The organism is Burkholderia sp. MSMB617WGS, from assembly GCF_001532025.2.
In the GTDB taxonomy this organism is placed as follows: domain Bacteria; phylum Pseudomonadota; class Gammaproteobacteria; order Burkholderiales; family Burkholderiaceae; genus Burkholderia; species Burkholderia savannae.
The window spans coordinates 311,021-327,383 of the sequence record NZ_CP013458.1 but is presented as its reverse complement, the minus strand read 5'-3'; the positions used below and the strand labels follow the sequence as shown (position 1 = coordinate 327,383).

17 protein-coding genes are annotated in these 16,363 nt (G+C 67.5%); 16 read left to right on the top strand and 1 reads right to left on the bottom strand.

Going from position 1 to position 16,363, the window contains the following annotated elements; genetic code table 11:
* The first annotated feature begins 8 nt into the window (after positions 1–8).
* From WT60_RS21460 to WT60_RS21420, 9 genes are all read left to right on the top strand, one after another.
* Positions 9–974: a helix-turn-helix domain-containing protein gene (locus WT60_RS21460; RefSeq protein WP_038746102.1), complete on the top strand. Its 966-nt coding sequence runs from the start codon at positions 9–11 to the stop codon at positions 972–974.
* A gap of 551 nt (positions 975–1,525) precedes the next feature.
* Complete coding sequence (locus WT60_RS21455; RefSeq protein ID WP_059671402.1) at positions 1,526–2,557, top strand: fatty acid desaturase; 1,032 nt, start codon at positions 1,526–1,528, stop codon at positions 2,555–2,557.
* A 25-nt stretch (positions 2,558–2,582) separates the two neighbouring features.
* Entirely contained in the window at positions 2,583–2,867 is a 285-nt protein-coding gene (locus tag WT60_RS21450) for an acyl carrier protein (protein WP_038746098.1), read from the top strand.
* An 11-nt stretch (positions 2,868–2,878) separates the two neighbouring features.
* Positions 2,879–3,814 carry a class I SAM-dependent methyltransferase gene (locus WT60_RS21445; protein WP_059576647.1) on the top strand — a complete coding sequence of 312 codons (936 nt, stop codon included), beginning with the start codon at positions 2,879–2,881 and terminating at the stop codon, positions 3,812–3,814.
* A complete protein-coding gene (locus WT60_RS21440) occupies positions 3,811–4,836 on the top strand; it encodes an acyl-CoA desaturase (protein WP_060356117.1) in 1,026 nt (341 codons plus the stop codon). Before WT60_RS21445 ends, WT60_RS21440 begins: the two co-directional genes overlap by 4 nt.
* 39 nt (positions 4,837–4,875) lie before the next feature.
* Complete coding sequence (locus tag WT60_RS21435; RefSeq protein WP_060356118.1) at positions 4,876–5,910, top strand: amidohydrolase family protein; 1,035 nt, start codon at positions 4,876–4,878, stop codon at positions 5,908–5,910.
* Positions 5,907–7,760: a fatty acyl-AMP ligase gene (locus WT60_RS21430; RefSeq protein WP_060356119.1), complete on the top strand. Its 1,854-nt coding sequence runs from the start codon at positions 5,907–5,909 to the stop codon at positions 7,758–7,760. The genes WT60_RS21435 and WT60_RS21430 overlap by 4 nt, the downstream gene beginning before the upstream one ends.
* 13 nt (positions 7,761–7,773) lie before the next feature.
* Positions 7,774–8,193, top strand: coding sequence for a PaaI family thioesterase (locus WT60_RS21425; protein WP_038746088.1), 420 nt, complete (start codon positions 7,774–7,776; stop codon positions 8,191–8,193).
* A 6-nt stretch (positions 8,194–8,199) separates the two neighbouring features.
* Positions 8,200–9,171 (top strand): alpha/beta hydrolase, encoded by a 972-nt coding sequence (locus tag WT60_RS21420; RefSeq protein ID WP_060356120.1) that lies wholly within the window; start codon positions 8,200–8,202, stop codon positions 9,169–9,171.
* Between the two features lie 13 nt (positions 9,172–9,184).
* On the opposite strand, the gene WT60_RS21415 is transcribed toward WT60_RS21420, so the two are convergent.
* Entirely contained in the window at positions 9,185–9,424 is a 240-nt protein-coding gene (locus WT60_RS21415; RefSeq protein ID WP_145986846.1) for a hypothetical protein, read from the bottom strand.
* Between the two features lie 150 nt (positions 9,425–9,574).
* On the opposite strand from WT60_RS21415, the gene WT60_RS21410 reads away from it, so the two are divergent.
* The 7 genes from WT60_RS21410 to WT60_RS21380 all read left to right on the top strand — a co-directional run bounded on the left by WT60_RS21410 (position 9,575) and on the right by WT60_RS21380 (position 16,339).
* On the top strand, positions 9,575–10,240 hold the full coding sequence (locus WT60_RS21410) for an HAD-IA family hydrolase (protein ID WP_038746320.1): 666 nt from the start codon (positions 9,575–9,577) through the stop codon (positions 10,238–10,240).
* 650 nt (positions 10,241–10,890) lie between these two features.
* A complete protein-coding gene (locus WT60_RS21405; protein ID WP_060356121.1) occupies positions 10,891–11,952 on the top strand; it encodes an inositol-3-phosphate synthase in 1,062 nt (353 codons plus the stop codon).
* A 10-nt stretch (positions 11,953–11,962) separates the two neighbouring features.
* Positions 11,963–12,640 (top strand): DJ-1/PfpI family protein, encoded by a 678-nt coding sequence (locus WT60_RS21400; RefSeq protein WP_236860909.1) that lies wholly within the window; start codon positions 11,963–11,965, stop codon positions 12,638–12,640.
* Positions 12,637–13,383 carry an SDR family NAD(P)-dependent oxidoreductase gene (locus WT60_RS21395; protein ID WP_060356123.1) on the top strand — a complete coding sequence of 249 codons (747 nt, stop codon included), beginning with the start codon at positions 12,637–12,639 and terminating at the stop codon, positions 13,381–13,383. Before WT60_RS21400 ends, WT60_RS21395 begins: the two co-directional genes overlap by 4 nt.
* Positions 13,380–13,802: a RidA family protein gene (locus WT60_RS21390; protein WP_059576670.1), complete on the top strand. Its 423-nt coding sequence runs from the start codon at positions 13,380–13,382 to the stop codon at positions 13,800–13,802. The genes WT60_RS21395 and WT60_RS21390 overlap by 4 nt, the downstream gene beginning before the upstream one ends.
* On the top strand, positions 13,795–14,865 hold the full coding sequence (locus WT60_RS21385; protein ID WP_060356124.1) for a PfkB family carbohydrate kinase: 1,071 nt from the start codon (positions 13,795–13,797) through the stop codon (positions 14,863–14,865). The genes WT60_RS21390 and WT60_RS21385 overlap by 8 nt, the downstream gene beginning before the upstream one ends.
* On the top strand, positions 14,849–16,339 hold the full coding sequence (locus tag WT60_RS21380; RefSeq protein ID WP_235364008.1) for a phosphoglucomutase: 1,491 nt from the start codon (positions 14,849–14,851) through the stop codon (positions 16,337–16,339). The genes WT60_RS21385 and WT60_RS21380 overlap by 17 nt, the downstream gene beginning before the upstream one ends.
* The last annotated feature ends 24 nt before the right edge of the window (positions 16,340–16,363 follow it).

The window sequence follows — 16,363 nt, the reverse complement described above, 5'->3', positions numbered from 1 at the left end:
CATCCGTCATGCATACCGTCGCGGTCATCGCGTTCGAAGGCATCAGCCCGTTTCACTTGTCGGTGCCGTGCATCGTGTTCGGCGACGACCTCGCGCGGCTCGGCGTGCCGCGCTACCGCCTGCTGATCTGCGCCGAAAAGCCGGGGCTCGTGCCGACGATGTCGGGCTTCAGCATCGACGTGCCGCACGATCTGTCGGTGCTGGCCGCTGCGGATACGGTGATCGTGCCCGCGTGGCGCGACCCGGACGAACGGCCGCCCGAGGCGCTGCTGAACGCGCTGCGGTCCGCGCATCGGCGCGGCGCGCGGATCGCGGGCCTGTGCCTCGGCACGTTCATCCTCGCGGAAGCCGGCCTGCTGGACGGCCGCACCGCCGCGACGCATTGGGTGTGGGGCGACGACTTCGCGCAGAAGTACCCGAAGATCAGGCTCGACCGGAAGGTGCTGTACATCGACGACGGCGACGTGCTCACGTCGGCGGGCACCGCGGCGGCGATCGACTGTTGCCTGCATCTGCTGCGCCGCGATCACGGCGCGGACATCGCGAACCGCGTCGCGCGCCGGATGGTCGTCGCGCCGCACCGCCACGGCGGGCAAGCGCAGTACATCGAGCAGCCGCTGCCGAAGGCGACGGCGGGCGATCCGCTCAGCGCGGCGCTCGATTGGGCGATCGAGCATCTCGAACAGCCGCTGTGCCTCGACGCGCTCGCTGCGCGCGCGGGCATGAGCCGGCGCACCTTCACGCGGCGCTTCAAGACGAAGACCGGCACGACCGTCTCGCAATGGCTGCTGAATCATCGGCTGACGGCCGCGCAGCGGCTGCTCGAGACGAGCGACAAGACGATCGAGCGCATCGCGGAGATCGCCGGATTCGGGTCGACCGTGTCGCTGCGGCAGCATTTCACCGCCGCTTATTCGATTTCGCCGGGCGCGTATCGAAAGCAGTTCGGGCGCGGATTCTCCGCCGCGCGATAACCCGAAGGCCGGCGCGATTTTCATCGCCCGCGGCGACGATCGACGACGCAAGGCAAAACCCGCACCATACCGCGGCAGGCCGACATCGCGTGCGGCCGATTCAACCCCGATCGAAAAGCGCCCGTTCGATATCGCGTGAATCAATTCCTTATTTTTTATCGCCGCTTATTTAAATTCAGTCCGACTCAGGCAAGCTGACTCAATCCGCATCGCGACAACATTCCGGCAATTCGTTCACCGAGTATTTCCTCGATTTTCAGGAACCGCTTCCGAAACCCGTTTGACGGCCGCCGTATCGTCATCGGCGTCAAATCCAGCCCTATGCAGCATTTACCGAAGCGAAACGACGAACCGAGGACTAGAAAGCGCGCGAGACGCTGGAAACGGTTTCCGCCGACGTTTATCCGATTGACGCATTCGAATCCAAATAACGCCTCGAAAAATCACTTTCCGCATACCAAACACTTCAGCATTGACGATAGGAAAATTCATATTGAGTTTCGAATGTCGTCAATGAAATATGTACCAAACAATTTACTGAGAGATATCCGATGAGTTCCGGCCAGCCTCCGTCTTCAAGCGAGGCGAGCCAGCCCGAGGGTGCGACCGGAAGCGCGATTCCCGCGTCTTTTTCTTCCGGTTCGCATGGCTCGGCTCGCCCGGCACGGTTCCCGCCCCGCTCCGCCGCCCGTCTCGATCGCCGCATCGCCGCCGCCGTCACGCTGCTGCCCGCATTGGGCACAGCCGCCGCGATCGCGCTATGGATCGGCGGTCACGCGCCGGGCGCCGTCGAATGGACCGTGTTCGCCGTGTTCTATTTCGCGACCGCGCTGGGCCTCGAAGTCGGCTTTCATCGCCACGTGACGCACAAGGCGTTCAAGGCGAAGCCGTGGGTGCGGACCGCGCTGATCGCACTCGGCTCGATGGGCGCGCACGGCCCCGTCAACTGGTGGGCGTCGACGCATCGCCGCCATCATTCGACGAGCGACGGCAAAGGCGATCCCCATTCGCCGCATCTGTCGGGCGACGGTGCCGGCGGCCGGCTCAAGGGCCTCTATCACAGCCACATCGGGTGGCTCTTCGTCGGCGAGTCGACACGGCCGGCGGGATGGGAGAAATACGTACCCGACCTCTATCAGGACCCGCTCGTCTTCAGGCAGCACATGGCGTACTACCGCTGGGTCGCGATCGGCCTCGCGCTGCCGCCGCTGATCTGCGGGCTCGCGTCGCGCTCGTGGACGGGCGTGCTGCTCGGCTTCCTGTGGGGCGACATGGTGCGAATCTTCGCGGTCAGCCATTGCATCTGGGCGCTGAATTCGCTGTGCCACGTGATCGGCCGGCGCGACTTCCACACGAGCGCGCACGACCGCAGCCGCAACAGCCTGCTGCTCGCGATCCCGACATTCGGCCAAGGCTGGCACAACAACCATCACGCGTTTCCCGCGTCCGCCTTCACCGGGCTGCATTGGTGGCAGATCGATCCGGGCGGGCTGTTCGTGCGCGTGCTGGAACGCCTGCACCTCGTCCACGACGTGAATCGCCCCAACGACGAACTGATTGCAAAGAAGCGCATCGCCCCATGAACGACTCTCGACGGGAGCCCGGAAAATGAAGAGCGCCACCCTGAACGCAGTGGAATTCGACGCAAGAACCCACGAGGAAATCGCCGGCTGGATGACCGGCTACGTCGCAGCCAGGCTGCGCACCGACAGCAGCGCGATCGACGTGAACAAGCAGTTCGTCGAGTACGGCCTCGATTCGGCCGACGCGATGAGGATGGTCGGCGATCTCGAGGACTATCTCGGCTTCGAGCTGTCCCCGAGCCTGCCCTATCAATATCCGACGATCGACTCGCTCGCGCGGGCGCTCGCCGATCTGTCGGCCAAGCGATAGGAGACCGAACGATGACCATCCGGCCCGAGAACCGCGAAACCGGCGCGCCGAATCGCGGCGCGCCGTACGGCGCGTCCGCCGACGCGATCCAGTACCACTACGACATCGGCAACGCGTTCCTCGCGCTCGCGCAGGAACGCGGCCGCAACTACTCGTGCGCGATGTTCGAGGAAGGCGATACGCACGAGCAGGCGCAAATCCGCAAGCTCGACTATCACATCGCGCAGATCCGGGCGCGCGGCGCGGCGCGCGTGCTCGACATCGGCTGCGGCTGGGGCGCGCTGCTCGACCGGCTCGTGACGGCCGCCGGCGTGAAGGAGGCGGTCGGGCTCACGCTGTCGAACGAGCAGCTCCGCTACATCGGCGAGCAATACCGGCATCCGGGCATCGACGTGCAGTTGCGGAACTGGCAGGACTACGAACCCGACCGGCCGTTCGACGGGATCATCTCGCTCGGCGCATTCGAACACTTCGCGAAGATCGACGAAGACAAGGTCGAAGCCTATCGGCACTTCTTCACGAAATGCCACGGCTTCCTGAAGCCGGGCGGCCGGCTGTCGCTGCAGACGATGGGCTACGGCGACGTGCCCCGCGACCGCCGGCACTCCGATCTCTTCATCGCGCGCGAAGTCTTTCCGGAATCGGATCTGCCGTATCTCGCGGATATCGTTCTGGCATCCGAAATGCTGTTCGAAGTGGAACTCGTTCGCAACGATCGCCACGACTACGTGAAGACGATGCGCGCGTGGTTCGAGAACCTGCGCGCGCATCGCCGCGAGGCGCTCGAGCTCGCGCCGCCCGACGTGATCGAGCGCTACGAGCGGCTTTACCGGACGATGAGCTATTCGTTCGATCTCGGCGCGTTCGTGCTCTACCGGATCACGTTCCGGCGCATCGAGCCGAACCGGATTCACGCCGGCTCCCGGCATCGGGCGGCCGTCGCATGAAAAACGCGCCCGCCGACAGCGCCGGCTGCGCGAAGACGCCGCATCGCGCGGCGTCGGCGACCGATCCGGCAATCCCGCCCACGCCCGACGATCGCGCATCCGGGCATCTGTCGCGCGCGTCGTCCGCGCGCCATCTGGGCGTCGCAGCGATACCGGCGATCGGCACGGCCGCCGCGATCGCGCTCTGGGCCGGATTCGGCCTCGCCCCGCGCGCGCAGGACATCGCGATGCTCGCGCTCTTCTACGTGCTCAATATCCTCGGCATGGAGCTCGCGCTGCATCGCTACTTCGCGCATCGCACGTTCAAGGCCGCGCCGTCGGTGAAGATCGCGCTCGCGGTCCTCGGCTCGCTCGCATATATGGGGCCGCTCATGTGGTGGGTCGCGATCCATCGGCTGCATCATGCGAACGCCGACCGGCCTGGCGATCCGCATACGCCGCAACTCGGCGGACGCGGTTTCGTCGGCCGCGCGAAGGGCATTCTGCACGGCCACGTCGGCTGGCTGTTCGATCCGTCGTCCGCGCGCCCGGCGGGCTGGCGCCAGTACGCAAACGACATGTACCGGGACCCGGCGCTGCTGCGCATCCATCTCGCGTACGATTACTGGCTGCTGCTCGGCCTGCTGCTGCCCGCCGCGCTCGGCGGGCTGCTCGATCCGTCGTGGAAGAGCGCGCTGCTCGGCCTGCTGTGGGGCGGCACCGTGCGGATCTTTCTCGCGACGAACGCGATCTGGGCGGTCAATTCGATCGGCCATTCGCTCGGCGGCAACCGGCCGTTTCGCGGCCGCGATCAGAGCCGCAACGCATGGTGGCTCGCGATCCTGACGCTCGGCGCGGGCTGGCACAACAACCATCATGCGTTTCCGCAGTACGCGAGCATGCGCTTCGATCGATGGCAGATCGACGTGACCGGATCGCTGATCGCGCTGCTCGAGCGGCTCGGGCTCGTGTGGGACGTTCAGCATCCCGATCGCGACGCGATCCGCCGGCGGCTCGCGAACGCGCGGCGCGACGATGCGTGACCCGCGTTTTCCTTCCATCGAAACCGACCGGATCTCCCGATGACGGCACTCAAGATCTTCGATGCGCGCATACACGTGCTGCCCGACGTCGTGACGAAGCTCGTCTGGAAGAACTACGAGCGCGACGCCTGGAAGATTCGCTATGCGCTGCTCGCCGAGCAATCGATCGTTTTCCTGAAGTCGCACGGCGTCGCGCGCGCGGCCGGCATCTGCTATGCGGCGCAGCCCGGCATCGCGCCGTTTCTCAACGACTTCGTCGCGCACCTGGCGTCGCGGCATCCGGCGTTTCTCGTGCCGTTCGGCACCGTGCATCCGCACGATCGCGATTGCGTGCGCGAGGCGGTTCGCGTGCTCGACGAGCTCGGCTTCGCCGGCCTCAAGATCCATTGCCGCTTGCTGAAGATCGCGCCGGACGACGACGCGCTCGCGCCGATTTTCGAAGCGCTCGCCGAGCGCGGAAAAGTGCTGAACCTGCATTCGGGCGCGGTCGCGAAGAACAACGCGAACATGGATGAAATTCGCGGCGTCTGCAACGTCGAGCGCTTTCGGCGCGCGATGCGGCGCACGCCGCACCTGAAGGTGATCGTCCCGCACATCGGTTATGACGAAGTTCAGGAGTACGTCGATCTGCTCGACGAATTTCCGAACCTGCATTTCGATACCGCAATGGCGTTCGGCGGGCATCGCGCGGCGACGGGCGAGATCGTGCCCGACGTCAGGCCGCTGCACGAAGCGCGCTATCCGCACGGCGCGCATCCGCGCCTGCCCGCGCGATGGAAGCCCGCGCTCGAGCAACTGGTGCCGCAGATGCGCGACCACCCGAACCGCTTCCTGTACGGCAGCGACTTTCCGCTCATTCCGTACGAATGGGATTTCGAAATCGAGCAGCTGAAGCGCTACCTGCCGGCCGACGTGCTGCGCAAGGTTCTGTGGGACAACGCCTGCGCGCTGTTCGGCGGCGATGCGAGTGCGAGCGTCGGCATGGGCATCGGCGTGAGTGCGCACGCGAACGCAGGCGAGCGCGCATCGGCCGACTTGCTCGCGGCCGGACCGACCACGGGGCCGACACGATGAAGCATGCGAATCATTCGGCGCCCACCGGCGCGAACGCCGCCGGCGCGTTCGCCGATTTCGTCGAGCTCGCGCAACATCGCGCCGCGCATCAGCCGGACCTGCGCGTCTATACGTTCGTCACGGGCGGCGATCGCGACGAGCGGCATCTGACTTGCGCGGACCTGGACCGGCGCGCGGGCGCCGTCGCGGCGGCGCTGGCGGAAGTCGCCCGGCCGGGGGATCGCGTGCTGCTCCTGTTTCCGCCGGGCATCGACTACATCGTCGCGCTGTTCGGCTGCATGTATGCGGGCGTCGTCGCGGTGCCCGCGTATCCGGTCGAGCCCGCACAAGCGGAACGCACGCTGCGGCGGTTGATCGGCATCGTCGCGGACTGCGCGCCGGCCGCGATCCTGTCGACGACGTCCGGGCGCGACAGCGCGAATCGCGTCGAAACCGGTTCGCCCGCGCTCGACGGCCTGCGCTGGCTCACGGTCGACACGCTGCTCGACGACGGCGCGCGCCGCGCGCCGCGCGCCGTCGATCACCGGACGCCCGTCTACCTGCAATACACGTCCGGCTCGACCGGCGCGCCGAAAGGCGTGATGATCGGCCACCGCAACCTGCTGCACAACTCCGCCCTCATCGCGAGCCGCTTCGAGCACGACGCGAACAGCCGCGGCGCGATCTGGCTGCCGCCGTACCACGACATGGGCCTGATCGGCGGCATCCTGCAGCCGCTCTACGCCGGTTTTCCGGTCACGCTGATGTCGCACGTCGACTTCCTGAAGCACCCGCTGCGCTGGCTGCGCACGATCGGCGAGCGGCGCGCGACGACGAGCGGCGGACCGAATTTCGCGTATCAGATGCTCGCGACGATGCGCATCGCCGATGCCGATTTCGACAAGCTCGACCTGCGCTCATGGAGCGTCGCGTTCGTCGGCGCGGAACCGATTCGGCCCGCCACGCTGCAGGCATTCGCGCAACGCTTCGCGCGCTGCGGCTTCGACGAACGCGCGTTCTATCCGTGCTACGGCCTCGCCGAGCACACGCTGTTCATGACGGGCGGACTGAAATCGCAGCCGCCCGTCGTCGCGTGCGCGCCGCGCGGCGCGCAGCCGACGCGCGCATCCGACGACGCCGACGCCGACGGCACCGGCGACGAGCGGCACGCGCGCGCGAACACGGCAATCGGATGCGGCGACGCGGCCGGCGACAGCGTGGTGCTGATCGTCGATCCCGACACGCGCGTTCCATGCGATGATGGCCGGGTCGGCGAAATCTGGGCGCAGGGGCCAAGCGTCGCGCTCGGCTACTGGAACAATCGCGAGCTGAGCGAACAGACCTTCGAAAACGAACTGCCCGGCTACGACGGGCGGTTCCTGCGCACCGGCGACTACGGCTATCGGTCGGGGGCCGGGGTTTTCGTCACGGGACGTCTGAAGGACATGATGCTGATTCGCGGCGCGAATCATTATCCGCACGACGTCGAGGCGACGATCGAGGAGCTCGACGTCGAGCTGTTCCGCCCCGGCGGATGCGCGGTGTTCGCGCTCGATACCGAGGCGACGCCGCAAGTGATCGTCGTGCGCGAGTTGCGGGCCCGCTACCTGAAGGCGCTCGGCGACGGCGGCCACGAAATGGTCGGCCTCACGCCCGACGCGCTGTTCGGCCGGCTGCGTCGGGCAATCACTCTGCAGCACGGCATCGCGGTGCACAACATCGTCTTCACGCCGCCGTCGGCGATACCGAAGACGACGAGCGGAAAGATCCAGCGGCACGCCTGTCGCGAACTGTTTCTCAACGACACGCTGCCGGTCATCACCCAGTGGCGCGCGCAGCTCGGCACGCCGAACGAGATCCGGAACAACTGACGAGGAACGCGGCATGCAAGAAAAACTGGATGCGGACTACTTCAACCGGTTCGGCGCCGACTATCTGCCGGGCCTGCTCGGCATCGTCGTCAATCAGGTCGAGAAACACTACGTGCGCGCCGAACTGACGATACGCAAGGCCGTGCTCGCGCACGGCATCCTGCATGCGGGGACGATCGTCGGCCTCGCCGACACCGCGTGCGGCTACGGATGCCTCGCGAGCCTGCCGGAAGGCGCATCCAGCTTCAGCACGCTCGAGCTGAAGAGCAATTTCATGGGCACCGCGCGCGAAGGCGGGATTGTCTGCGAGGCGCGCGCGATCCATGCCGGCCGCATGACGCAGGTGTGGGACGCGACCGTCCGGCACCGCGAAACGGACAAGCTGCTCGCGACGTTCCGCTGCACGCAGATGATTCTCTGGCCAACGAAGTAAATCGCGATGAGCACGCGACGCCTGAAGAACGCGCCGCACGCGAGCGCTCGCGAACGGCGCGCCGATATCGGCATGACGTGGCTCGATCCGCTGCGGCTCGGCCCGCGCGCGTCGCGGATCAGACACGGCTGGGCCGCGCAATCGCGGCCGGACGTGCGCTTTTGCGACGTGCCGACCGCGACGATCCGCGTGCGCGCCGCCGGCTCGCGCGCGGGCGAACGTCCGACGATCGTGTTCGTCTGCGATCCGCCGAGCGTCGTCGAGCACTTCGACCGGCTGATCTCGCGCGTCGCGCAACATGCGCGCGTCGTCTGCTTCGAGCCGCCGGGCTTCGGCTTTTCCGTGCCGAACCGGCGTTTCACGTTTTCGTTCGACGACTACCGCGCGGCGATCGAGGCGATGCTCGCGAGCCTGAACGAAGGGCCATACCTGCTCGCGTTCTCGTGCGTATGGGCGCATATCGCGCTGCAGATCGCGGCGGCGCGGCCGGAGCTCGTCGACAGGCTGCTGCTTTGGCAAAGCCCGGCGTGGGACGAACAAGTCGCATGGGCGCGGCGCGTCGACGCGCGCAGCCTGCTCTCGACGCCGTTCGTCGGACAGTGCGCGTGCGCGTTCGGCGCGCGGAAGATCGGCATCGGCTGGTTCCGTCAGGCGATGGCGAAAGACCGTTATCGCGAATTCGCACCGATGCTCGATACGTCCTTCGATCACGGCGCATTCTGCTGCCTCGGCTCGCTGTGGCAGCGCTTCTACGACGATGCGCCGCGCGCCGTGCAGGTCCGGCAGCCGACGCTGCTCACGTGGGGCGCGGCGGACCGCACGCATCGGCATAGCTGCAAGTGGTCGATTGCGCAGTACGTGCCGCACGCGGTCCGGCATCCGGGCTTCGAGCATGCGGGGCATTCGCCGGAGCTCGAGGAGAGCGACGCGTTCGCGACACTTGTGCTCGACTGGCTGACGGCGGAGCAGGAAGGCTGAGCGCATCGATCGTTCACGCGCCTCGCGCGATGCCGACAGTCGTTACGTGCCGTTCGTCGGCGCGCGGCGCTTCGCACGCGGCTTCGATTCCGCATTTGATCCCCTGCTCACCCGCGATGCGCGCCGCGGCTTCTGGTAGCGCACGCACCGCGCGGCGGCGGCGCGCGGCGCCCTTCGTCGGCGCACGAAGCATCATCGCGGCCTGCCGATCCGGTTCCTCCTGCAAGGGCGATACGTGTGGCCTGTCCGTCATGCGCGAATTCGCGGCTCATGGCTGCGAGAGCGGGTTCGCCGCATCGGTCACATATTCCGACACGATGCCGCCGATTGTGTTAGCGTTGAGCGGCATTCGCTTACGTATGACGAATGCGACACCATGACGCTTCGAAAGGAGTTCCGCCAAGTGACCGCGCTCACCCTGTTGTTCGATCTGGACGGCACGCTCGTCGATACCGACGCGTTGCATCTGAATGCGTATAACGCGCTGCTCGCGCGCTGGAATCGGTCGATCGATATCGATTACTACAAGACGCACGTGATGGGGTTTTCCGACGACCTGATTTTCGGGGAGTTGTTTCCGGGGATGCCGGCGGCGGAATATACCGAGCTGGCGGCGGAAAAGGAGCAGCTGTTTCGTGCGCAGCTGGGCGCGAAGCTGACGCCGACGGCGGGGACGGCGGATATTCTCGGGTATGCGGAGCGGGTTGGCGCGAAGACCGCGGTCGTGACGAATGCGCCGCGCGAGAATGCGACGATGATGCTCAATGCGTTGGGGCTCGCGGAGCGGTTCGGCACGCTTGTAATCGGCGGCGAGCTGGAACATGGGAAGCCGCATCCGTTGCCTTATTTGACCGCGCTGGAGTTGCTCGGGGCGAAGGCGGAAGACGCGGTGGCGTTCGAGGATTCGGCGTCGGGGGTGCGCTCGGCGAGTTCGGCTGGGATTTTTACGTTCGGGATGTTGACGGCGTTGGGTGAGGAGAAATTGAGAGAAGCGGGAGCGAAGACGGCGATCAAAGATTTTGGGGATCGGGGGCTGTGGGAATTCCTCGAGCGTGCCCCAAGCCGATAGATTAACGATAAGGACCTGTCCGCAATTTTGTGTACAAGGCAGCCAAGAATCGTTATCTGTGCACCGGGATAAGCGGACTCCCGAACAGCCTGATTCACGGCTGATTTCCGTCGGAGATCTCGCGACAAGTGTTGATCCCGCCACGGCGCGCGGGTCTGATCGATCGCACGACGCCTCGCGCGTCGCGTCGCAATCGACGGCCGGGCGCCACGACCCTGCCGTCCGTCAATGAGGGTCGTTTTCCGAAGCCGCTCGGAGCGGCTTAATCCATCAACAAATCCACGCCGCAATTTACAGCACGAATCACAAGCAATAAAATCGACAAATTCGCAATTCAATTAAATATAAATTAAACGGTTTCGCCCCTCATTAAAAAACATGGCGGAACGCCGCTTGAATGTTCCATCAAGCAATCGCCCAGCATCTCATCGCCTCTCGCCTTGATAATCCAATTCCGGCGACTAATATTGAAGAGTTGTGTTCCACCAAAAAATCAACTCATCAATAAAAACTGCCACCTTCCGTTTCGCCGCTCAATTTTCTATTAAACCGTAAATATAGAACGGAATCAGTTTATCGATTGCATTCCGCAACATTTCGGCAAACGATCCGATTCAATAGACACACGTACGTTACGAGGAGACCGAGACATGGCTCAGCGCATTCGTCTCGCAGTTGCCGGCGTGGGTAACAACATATCGGCACTGTTCCAAGGCATCGAATACTATCGGGCGCTTCGCGACCAGGGTGTCGACGAGCGCGAATTCGTCGGCATCAAGCGGCCGCGCATCGGCGGCATCGGCGTAAGCGACGTCGAGTTCGTCGCCGCATTCGACGTCCATCCGAACAAGGTCGGCCGCCCGTTCGACACGGCCGTGCTCGCGCCGCCGAACAACTATCCGATGCTCGGCGCACCGCTGCCGGCCATCCCGTTCCCGGTGGATCAGGGCTTGACGGCCGAGACCACCCGCGACGACGACGACGCATTCAAGCACGTCGTGCGCCGCCTGCGCGAAAGCGAAGCCGAAGTACTGCTCTATTCTCTGCCGACCGGCTTGCAATGGGCGGCCGAAGCGTATGCGCGCGCGGCGCTCGCCGCCGGCGTGGCGTTCGTCAACTGCACGCCGGAGCTCGTCGCGCGCACGCCCGCGTTGCTCGACGCCTATCAGGCGGCCGGCGTGCCGCTCGTGGGCGACGATCTGGCGAGCCACTTCGGCACGTCGGTCGTGCATCGCGCGCTGCTCGGACTGCTGAGCGATCGCGGCATCACGCTGCAGAGCTCGTATCAACTGAACTTCGGCGGCAACGAGGACTTTCGCAACCTGCGCGAGCGCGGCGCGAGCAAACAGCAGTCGAAGCTCAATGCGCTCGCGCAGGACGGCGTCGATACATCTCGCGTCGAGATCATCCCGTCGGCCGGCTATATCGGGCAGCTGAAGGACAACAAGGTTGCGATCGTGAACATCGAGGGCGTCGGCTGGGGCGGCACGCCGGTACAGCTCGATCTGAAGCTGAAGGTCCAGGATTCGAGCAATGCCGCGGGTGTCATCATCGATCTGATCCGGATCGCCGCCGCATCGCGCCGCGCGAAGCTCGCCGGCTTTCCGGCCGCGGCCGCGAAGCTGCTGAAGTCACCCGTCGGCGGACACGACAAGATCACGCCCCAAAGCATCGACGCGAGCTTTCGCGCACTCGACGCGTCCGCCGCTTGAGAGCATGACGATGGCGCATCCGAAACGCGGCATCGAACGCCCTGGCGGCTGCGCAGCGGCGACGATCGACGTCATTCTGCTCGCGTACGACGGCGTCGACGCGCTCGATCTGTTCGGTGTGCATGCCGTGCTCGCGAAGGCGTCGGCCGTGACCGCGCCGGACGGCGCCGCGCCGCTGCGCGTCGCGATCGCGGCGGCGTCGCGCGTCATCACGACTTCGTGCGGTATCGACCTGAGCTGCGGCGCGCCGCTCGACACGCTCGATCACGCGCACGCGATCGTCGTGCCGGGCGGACGCGGTGCGGCGGCCGCAGCCCGGCACCCGTCGCTCGCCACGCTGCTGGCACGCGCGCATATGCGCGGCGCGGCGATCTATGTAGTGTGCTCGGGCGCGCTGCTCGCGGCAGCGGCCGGCATCGCGAACGGACGACGGCTCGCGATCCATCACGACAAGCAGCAATGGCTGCGCGACGTCGCGCCGTCCGTCGAGCCTGCCGCGGGCCTCATCGCGGACGGACGCCTGTGGTCGGTCGGCGGCGATGCGTCGCCTTCGACGAAAGCGACCGATCTCGCGTTCCAGCTACTCGCCGATTTTGCGCCGTACGCAGTCGCACCGGTGGCGGCCCGGATGGAGTTGCGGCCGGGTCGCGGCGCGGCCGCCGCGCGGCTTTTGGAGGCGACCGCATGAGCGCGCGGCGCGGCACCGTCCTCGTGACGGGCGCGAGCCGCGGCGTCGGCCTCGCGATCGCCGAAACGCTCGCGCAGCGCGGCTACGACCTCGCACTATGGGCTCGATCCGCGTCCGACCTCGACGCGATCGCGCAACGCCTCGGCGCGGCCGGATGCCGTGTCCACACGGCGGCCGTCGACGTCGGCGACGCCGCCGCCGTCGAGGCGGCGGGCCGCGCGCTGCACGCGCAGGACGTGGCGCTCGCGGGCGTCGTCGTCAACGCGGGATGCGGCCGGTGGGCGCGCATCGCCGATACGGCGTCCGACGAATGGAGCCGCACGCTGCGCACCAATCTCGACGGCGCGTTCCACACGCTGAAGGCGTGCGTCCCACTGCTCGAGGCGCGCCATCCGCTGATCGTCGGCATGATGTCCGACGCGAGCGTGTGGCCGTTCGCCGAGCGGGGCGCGTATTGCGCGTCGAAGGCGGGCTTCTATCAGCTCTTCGAGATTGCGCGACAGGAGCTGCGCGAGCGCGGCGTCCGGATGACCGCCGTGCTGCCGAGCCGCATCGACACGCATTTCCAGGGCGGCCACGCGTCGGCCGCGCCCGGCAGCCGTCCCGGCGCGCTCGACGCGGCCGACATCGCGACGATCGTCGCGGATCTATTCGACGGCCCGCCTCATATCGAAATCCGCGAGCTGCGCGTCACCGCGTTCGCATCCAGCTTCGGCCCTTTCCCGGGAGGAAACCCAGCGTGACGATCTTCACAGGCATTCATCCCGCCGGCCACTCGCGGCCGATCGGCAAGTATTCGCCCGCCGTGTCCGTGCCGATCGGCGCGGGGCAGCGCCTCCTCTTCATCAGCGGCCAGGTCGCGACCGACGCCGACGGCGCCGTGCTCGCGCCCGGCGACGCGGGCGCGCAGACCGAGATCGTGTTCGAGCGCCTCGCGCGCATCCTCGACGCGGCGGGCGGCGATCTTTCGGCGCTCGTCAACGTCGTGATCTATCTGCGCGACATCGCCGATTTTCCAGCGGTGTCCGCGATCCGCAACCGCGTGCTCGGCACGCCGCCGCCCGCGAGCACGCTCGTACAGGTCGCGTCGCTCGCCGAGGCGGGCTGTGTCGTCGAAATCAGCGGCATCGCCGTGATCGGCGAGGACGGCGGACGTGGCTAGCCGCACCAACGCGCCCGCATCGCGCGACGCTGCAGCCGAACAGGCCGATCCCCGCAGCCAGCGGGCGGTGCTGCCGCGCGTCGCGCAGCACGCGAGCGTGCTCGTCGTCGGCTCGCTGAACGTCGATCTGCTGCTGTACAGCGACGTGTCGCCATGCGAAGGCGACTCGCTGCCCGTGCGGGCGGTCACGCTGCCGGGCGGGCACGCGGGCAACTGCGCGTCCGCGCTGTCGGCGCTCGGCCTGGCCGTATCGATCGTCGCGGCCGTCGGCGACGACGCCGACGGCGAGAGGCTGCTCGCCGACCTCGACCGGCGCGGCGTCGACACGCGCTTCGTGCGGCGCATCGCGCACGCGCACACCGGCCGCGCGATCATCCCCGTGCTCGGCCCCGAGCGCCGCAACTACATGCTGCTCGATCGCGGCGCGAACGAGTCGCTCATCGCCGACGATGTGCGCGCCGCGCTGTCCGGCGTCGCGCGCTGCGATGCGGTCATGCTGTTCGATCCGAGCGTCGACGCGCTCGTGCAGACGGTCGCGCTCGTGCGCGCGCACCGTGCGGCCGCGGCGCTGTGCTGGACGCCGTCCGGGATGTACTCGCGCGATCCGGTCGCCTTGACGCTCCTCCCGCAATGCGACGTCGTATTCTGCAACGCGCGCGAGTTCGCGCATCTGCGCGATCAGGGCGATCACGTGTTCGACATGCTCGATGCGGTCGACGTCGTCGTCACGCTCGGCGAGCACGGCGCGCTGTCCCGCCATCGCGGCATCGAGACGCGCGCGCCTGCGCATCCGTGTGAAGTCGTCGATCCGACGGGCGCAGGCGACGCGTTCGCGTCGGCTTACCTGCTCGCGCGGCTCGCCGGCCTCGACGCGGCCGACCGCCTGCGGCTCGGCAACGCGAGCGGCGCATGCGCGGTCGGCACGCGCGGCGCACGCGACGGCCTGCCGACGCTCGACGCGCTGCTCGACGCGACGCTCGACGGCCCACTCGACGGCCCGCGATACAGGTCCGCGCCGCCGCGCGCCCAGGAGCCCGCTCATGCGCATGCGGCGAAGCGCTGACGGCTGGCGCGGTCTCATCGGAAGCACGTTCACGCCCGAGCGCGCGGCGAGGCTCGCCGCGACGATCGTGACCGCCGTGCGTGCGCACGACGGCGGCGGCCCGCGCGTCGTCGTCGGTTACGACTGCCGCCGCCTCGGACGCCGCGCCGCGCGACTGATCGTGCGCGCGGCGAGCGACGCGGGCGCGCGCGCCGTGCGCATCGTCGAACATCTGCCGACGCCGACCGCGTCGTACCTCGTCGGCGCGGGCGACGCCGAGCTCGCGCTGCTCGTCACCGCGAGCCACAACCCACCCGAATGGAACGGCGTAAAGGCGAAGGGCCGCCCAGGCTGCCCGCTCGACGCCGAGCTCGAACGGCGCGCGGATGCGCTATTCGACGATTCGGAGCGCGCCGCGGGCGACGCGCCATTCGGCGAGCCTTCCGGCGAGCCATTCGACCAAGCCGACGAAGCGCGCGCGGACGATGCCGGCGGTCTCGACGATGCGATCTTCGAAGCATGCGACGCGTCTCCGTGGATCGACCGGCACATCGCGCACGTGCTGTCGCGCTTGCCGGCGACGCCGGATCTGCCGCTGCGCGTCGTCGTCGACGGGCTCAGCGGCATCGCGGGCAGCGCGATGCTGCATCTTTGCGACGCGCTGCGCTGGTCGGCGACGCCGCTCGGCTGCGCGCCGTCCGCTGATTTCGGCGGCGTCGCGCCCGATCCGTCGCTGCCCGCGAGCCGGCGACGCGCGGCCGAGGCGGTATGCGCCGAACATGCCGACCTCGGCCTCGTCGTCGACGGCGACGGCGACCGCGTCTATGCGATCGACAGCGACGGGCGCACGGTCGAGCCGCACGAATTGTTCGCACTGCTGCTCGCGCACCGGCATCGGCGGCGATACGGCCATCCGGAGCGCGGCGTCGCCGTCACGGCGGCAACGGGCGCGCTCGTGCAGCGGCTGTGCGCGCGGTGGAGCCGCCCCGTCATCGAGCAGCCGGTCGGCTTCAAGCATCTGTCGCCGCTGCTCGTCGAAGGCCGCATCGACGCAGGCGGCGGCAGCGTCGGCGATCTCGCGTTCGCCGAATTCGGCGTCGATCGCGATCCGTTCGGCGCTGTCGCGCTCCTCGCCGACCTGCTGGCGACGAGCGGCCAGTCTCTCGCAGCGCTCGTCGCTGACCTGCGACATCGCTACGGCCGCTTCGACTGGCATGAATCGCACGTGAACGGCGACGCCACCGACACGCAACTGCGCGACGCGGGCCGGCGCGCACTCGAACGATGCGGCTTCGACGCACGCACGGCGCGCATCACGACTGTCGACGGCATCAAGTTTTCGTTCGACAGCGGCGAATGGCTGCTGCTGCGGCCGTCCACGACGGAAGGCGGCATCCGCGTATACGGCGAGCTGCTGAGCACGCGAGCAGCCGGCGCGGCCGCGGCGCTCGCCGCGCACGTCGCCCGCGCGCTCGCCGCCGAGCGAAGTCCGTAGTCGCGCGCCGCCGGAGGAGCAAGC

Coding starts and splice junctions, on each gene's coding strand:
- WT60_RS21460 (WP_038746102.1), top strand. CDS start 9: ATGCATACCGTCGCGGTCATCGCGTTCGAAGGCATCAGCCCGTTTCAC.
- WT60_RS21455 (WP_059671402.1), top strand. CDS start 1,526: ATGAGTTCCGGCCAGCCTCCGTCTTCAAGCGAGGCGAGCCAGCCCGAG.
- WT60_RS21450 (WP_038746098.1), top strand. CDS start 2,583: ATGAAGAGCGCCACCCTGAACGCAGTGGAATTCGACGCAAGAACCCAC.
- WT60_RS21445 (WP_059576647.1), top strand. CDS start 2,879: ATGACCATCCGGCCCGAGAACCGCGAAACCGGCGCGCCGAATCGCGGC.
- WT60_RS21440 (WP_060356117.1), top strand. CDS start 3,811: ATGAAAAACGCGCCCGCCGACAGCGCCGGCTGCGCGAAGACGCCGCAT.
- WT60_RS21435 (WP_060356118.1), top strand. CDS start 4,876: ATGACGGCACTCAAGATCTTCGATGCGCGCATACACGTGCTGCCCGAC.
- WT60_RS21430 (WP_060356119.1), top strand. CDS start 5,907: ATGAAGCATGCGAATCATTCGGCGCCCACCGGCGCGAACGCCGCCGGC.
- WT60_RS21425 (WP_038746088.1), top strand. CDS start 7,774: ATGCAAGAAAAACTGGATGCGGACTACTTCAACCGGTTCGGCGCCGAC.
- WT60_RS21420 (WP_060356120.1), top strand. CDS start 8,200: ATGAGCACGCGACGCCTGAAGAACGCGCCGCACGCGAGCGCTCGCGAA.
- WT60_RS21415 (WP_145986846.1), bottom strand. CDS start 9,424: ATGACGGACAGGCCACACGTATCGCCCTTGCAGGAGGAACCGGATCGG.
- WT60_RS21405 (WP_060356121.1), top strand. CDS start 10,891: ATGGCTCAGCGCATTCGTCTCGCAGTTGCCGGCGTGGGTAACAACATA.
- WT60_RS21400 (WP_236860909.1), top strand. CDS start 11,963: ATGGCGCATCCGAAACGCGGCATCGAACGCCCTGGCGGCTGCGCAGCG.
- WT60_RS21395 (WP_060356123.1), top strand. CDS start 12,637: ATGAGCGCGCGGCGCGGCACCGTCCTCGTGACGGGCGCGAGCCGCGGC.
- WT60_RS21380 (WP_235364008.1), top strand. CDS start 14,849: ATGCGGCGAAGCGCTGACGGCTGGCGCGGTCTCATCGGAAGCACGTTC.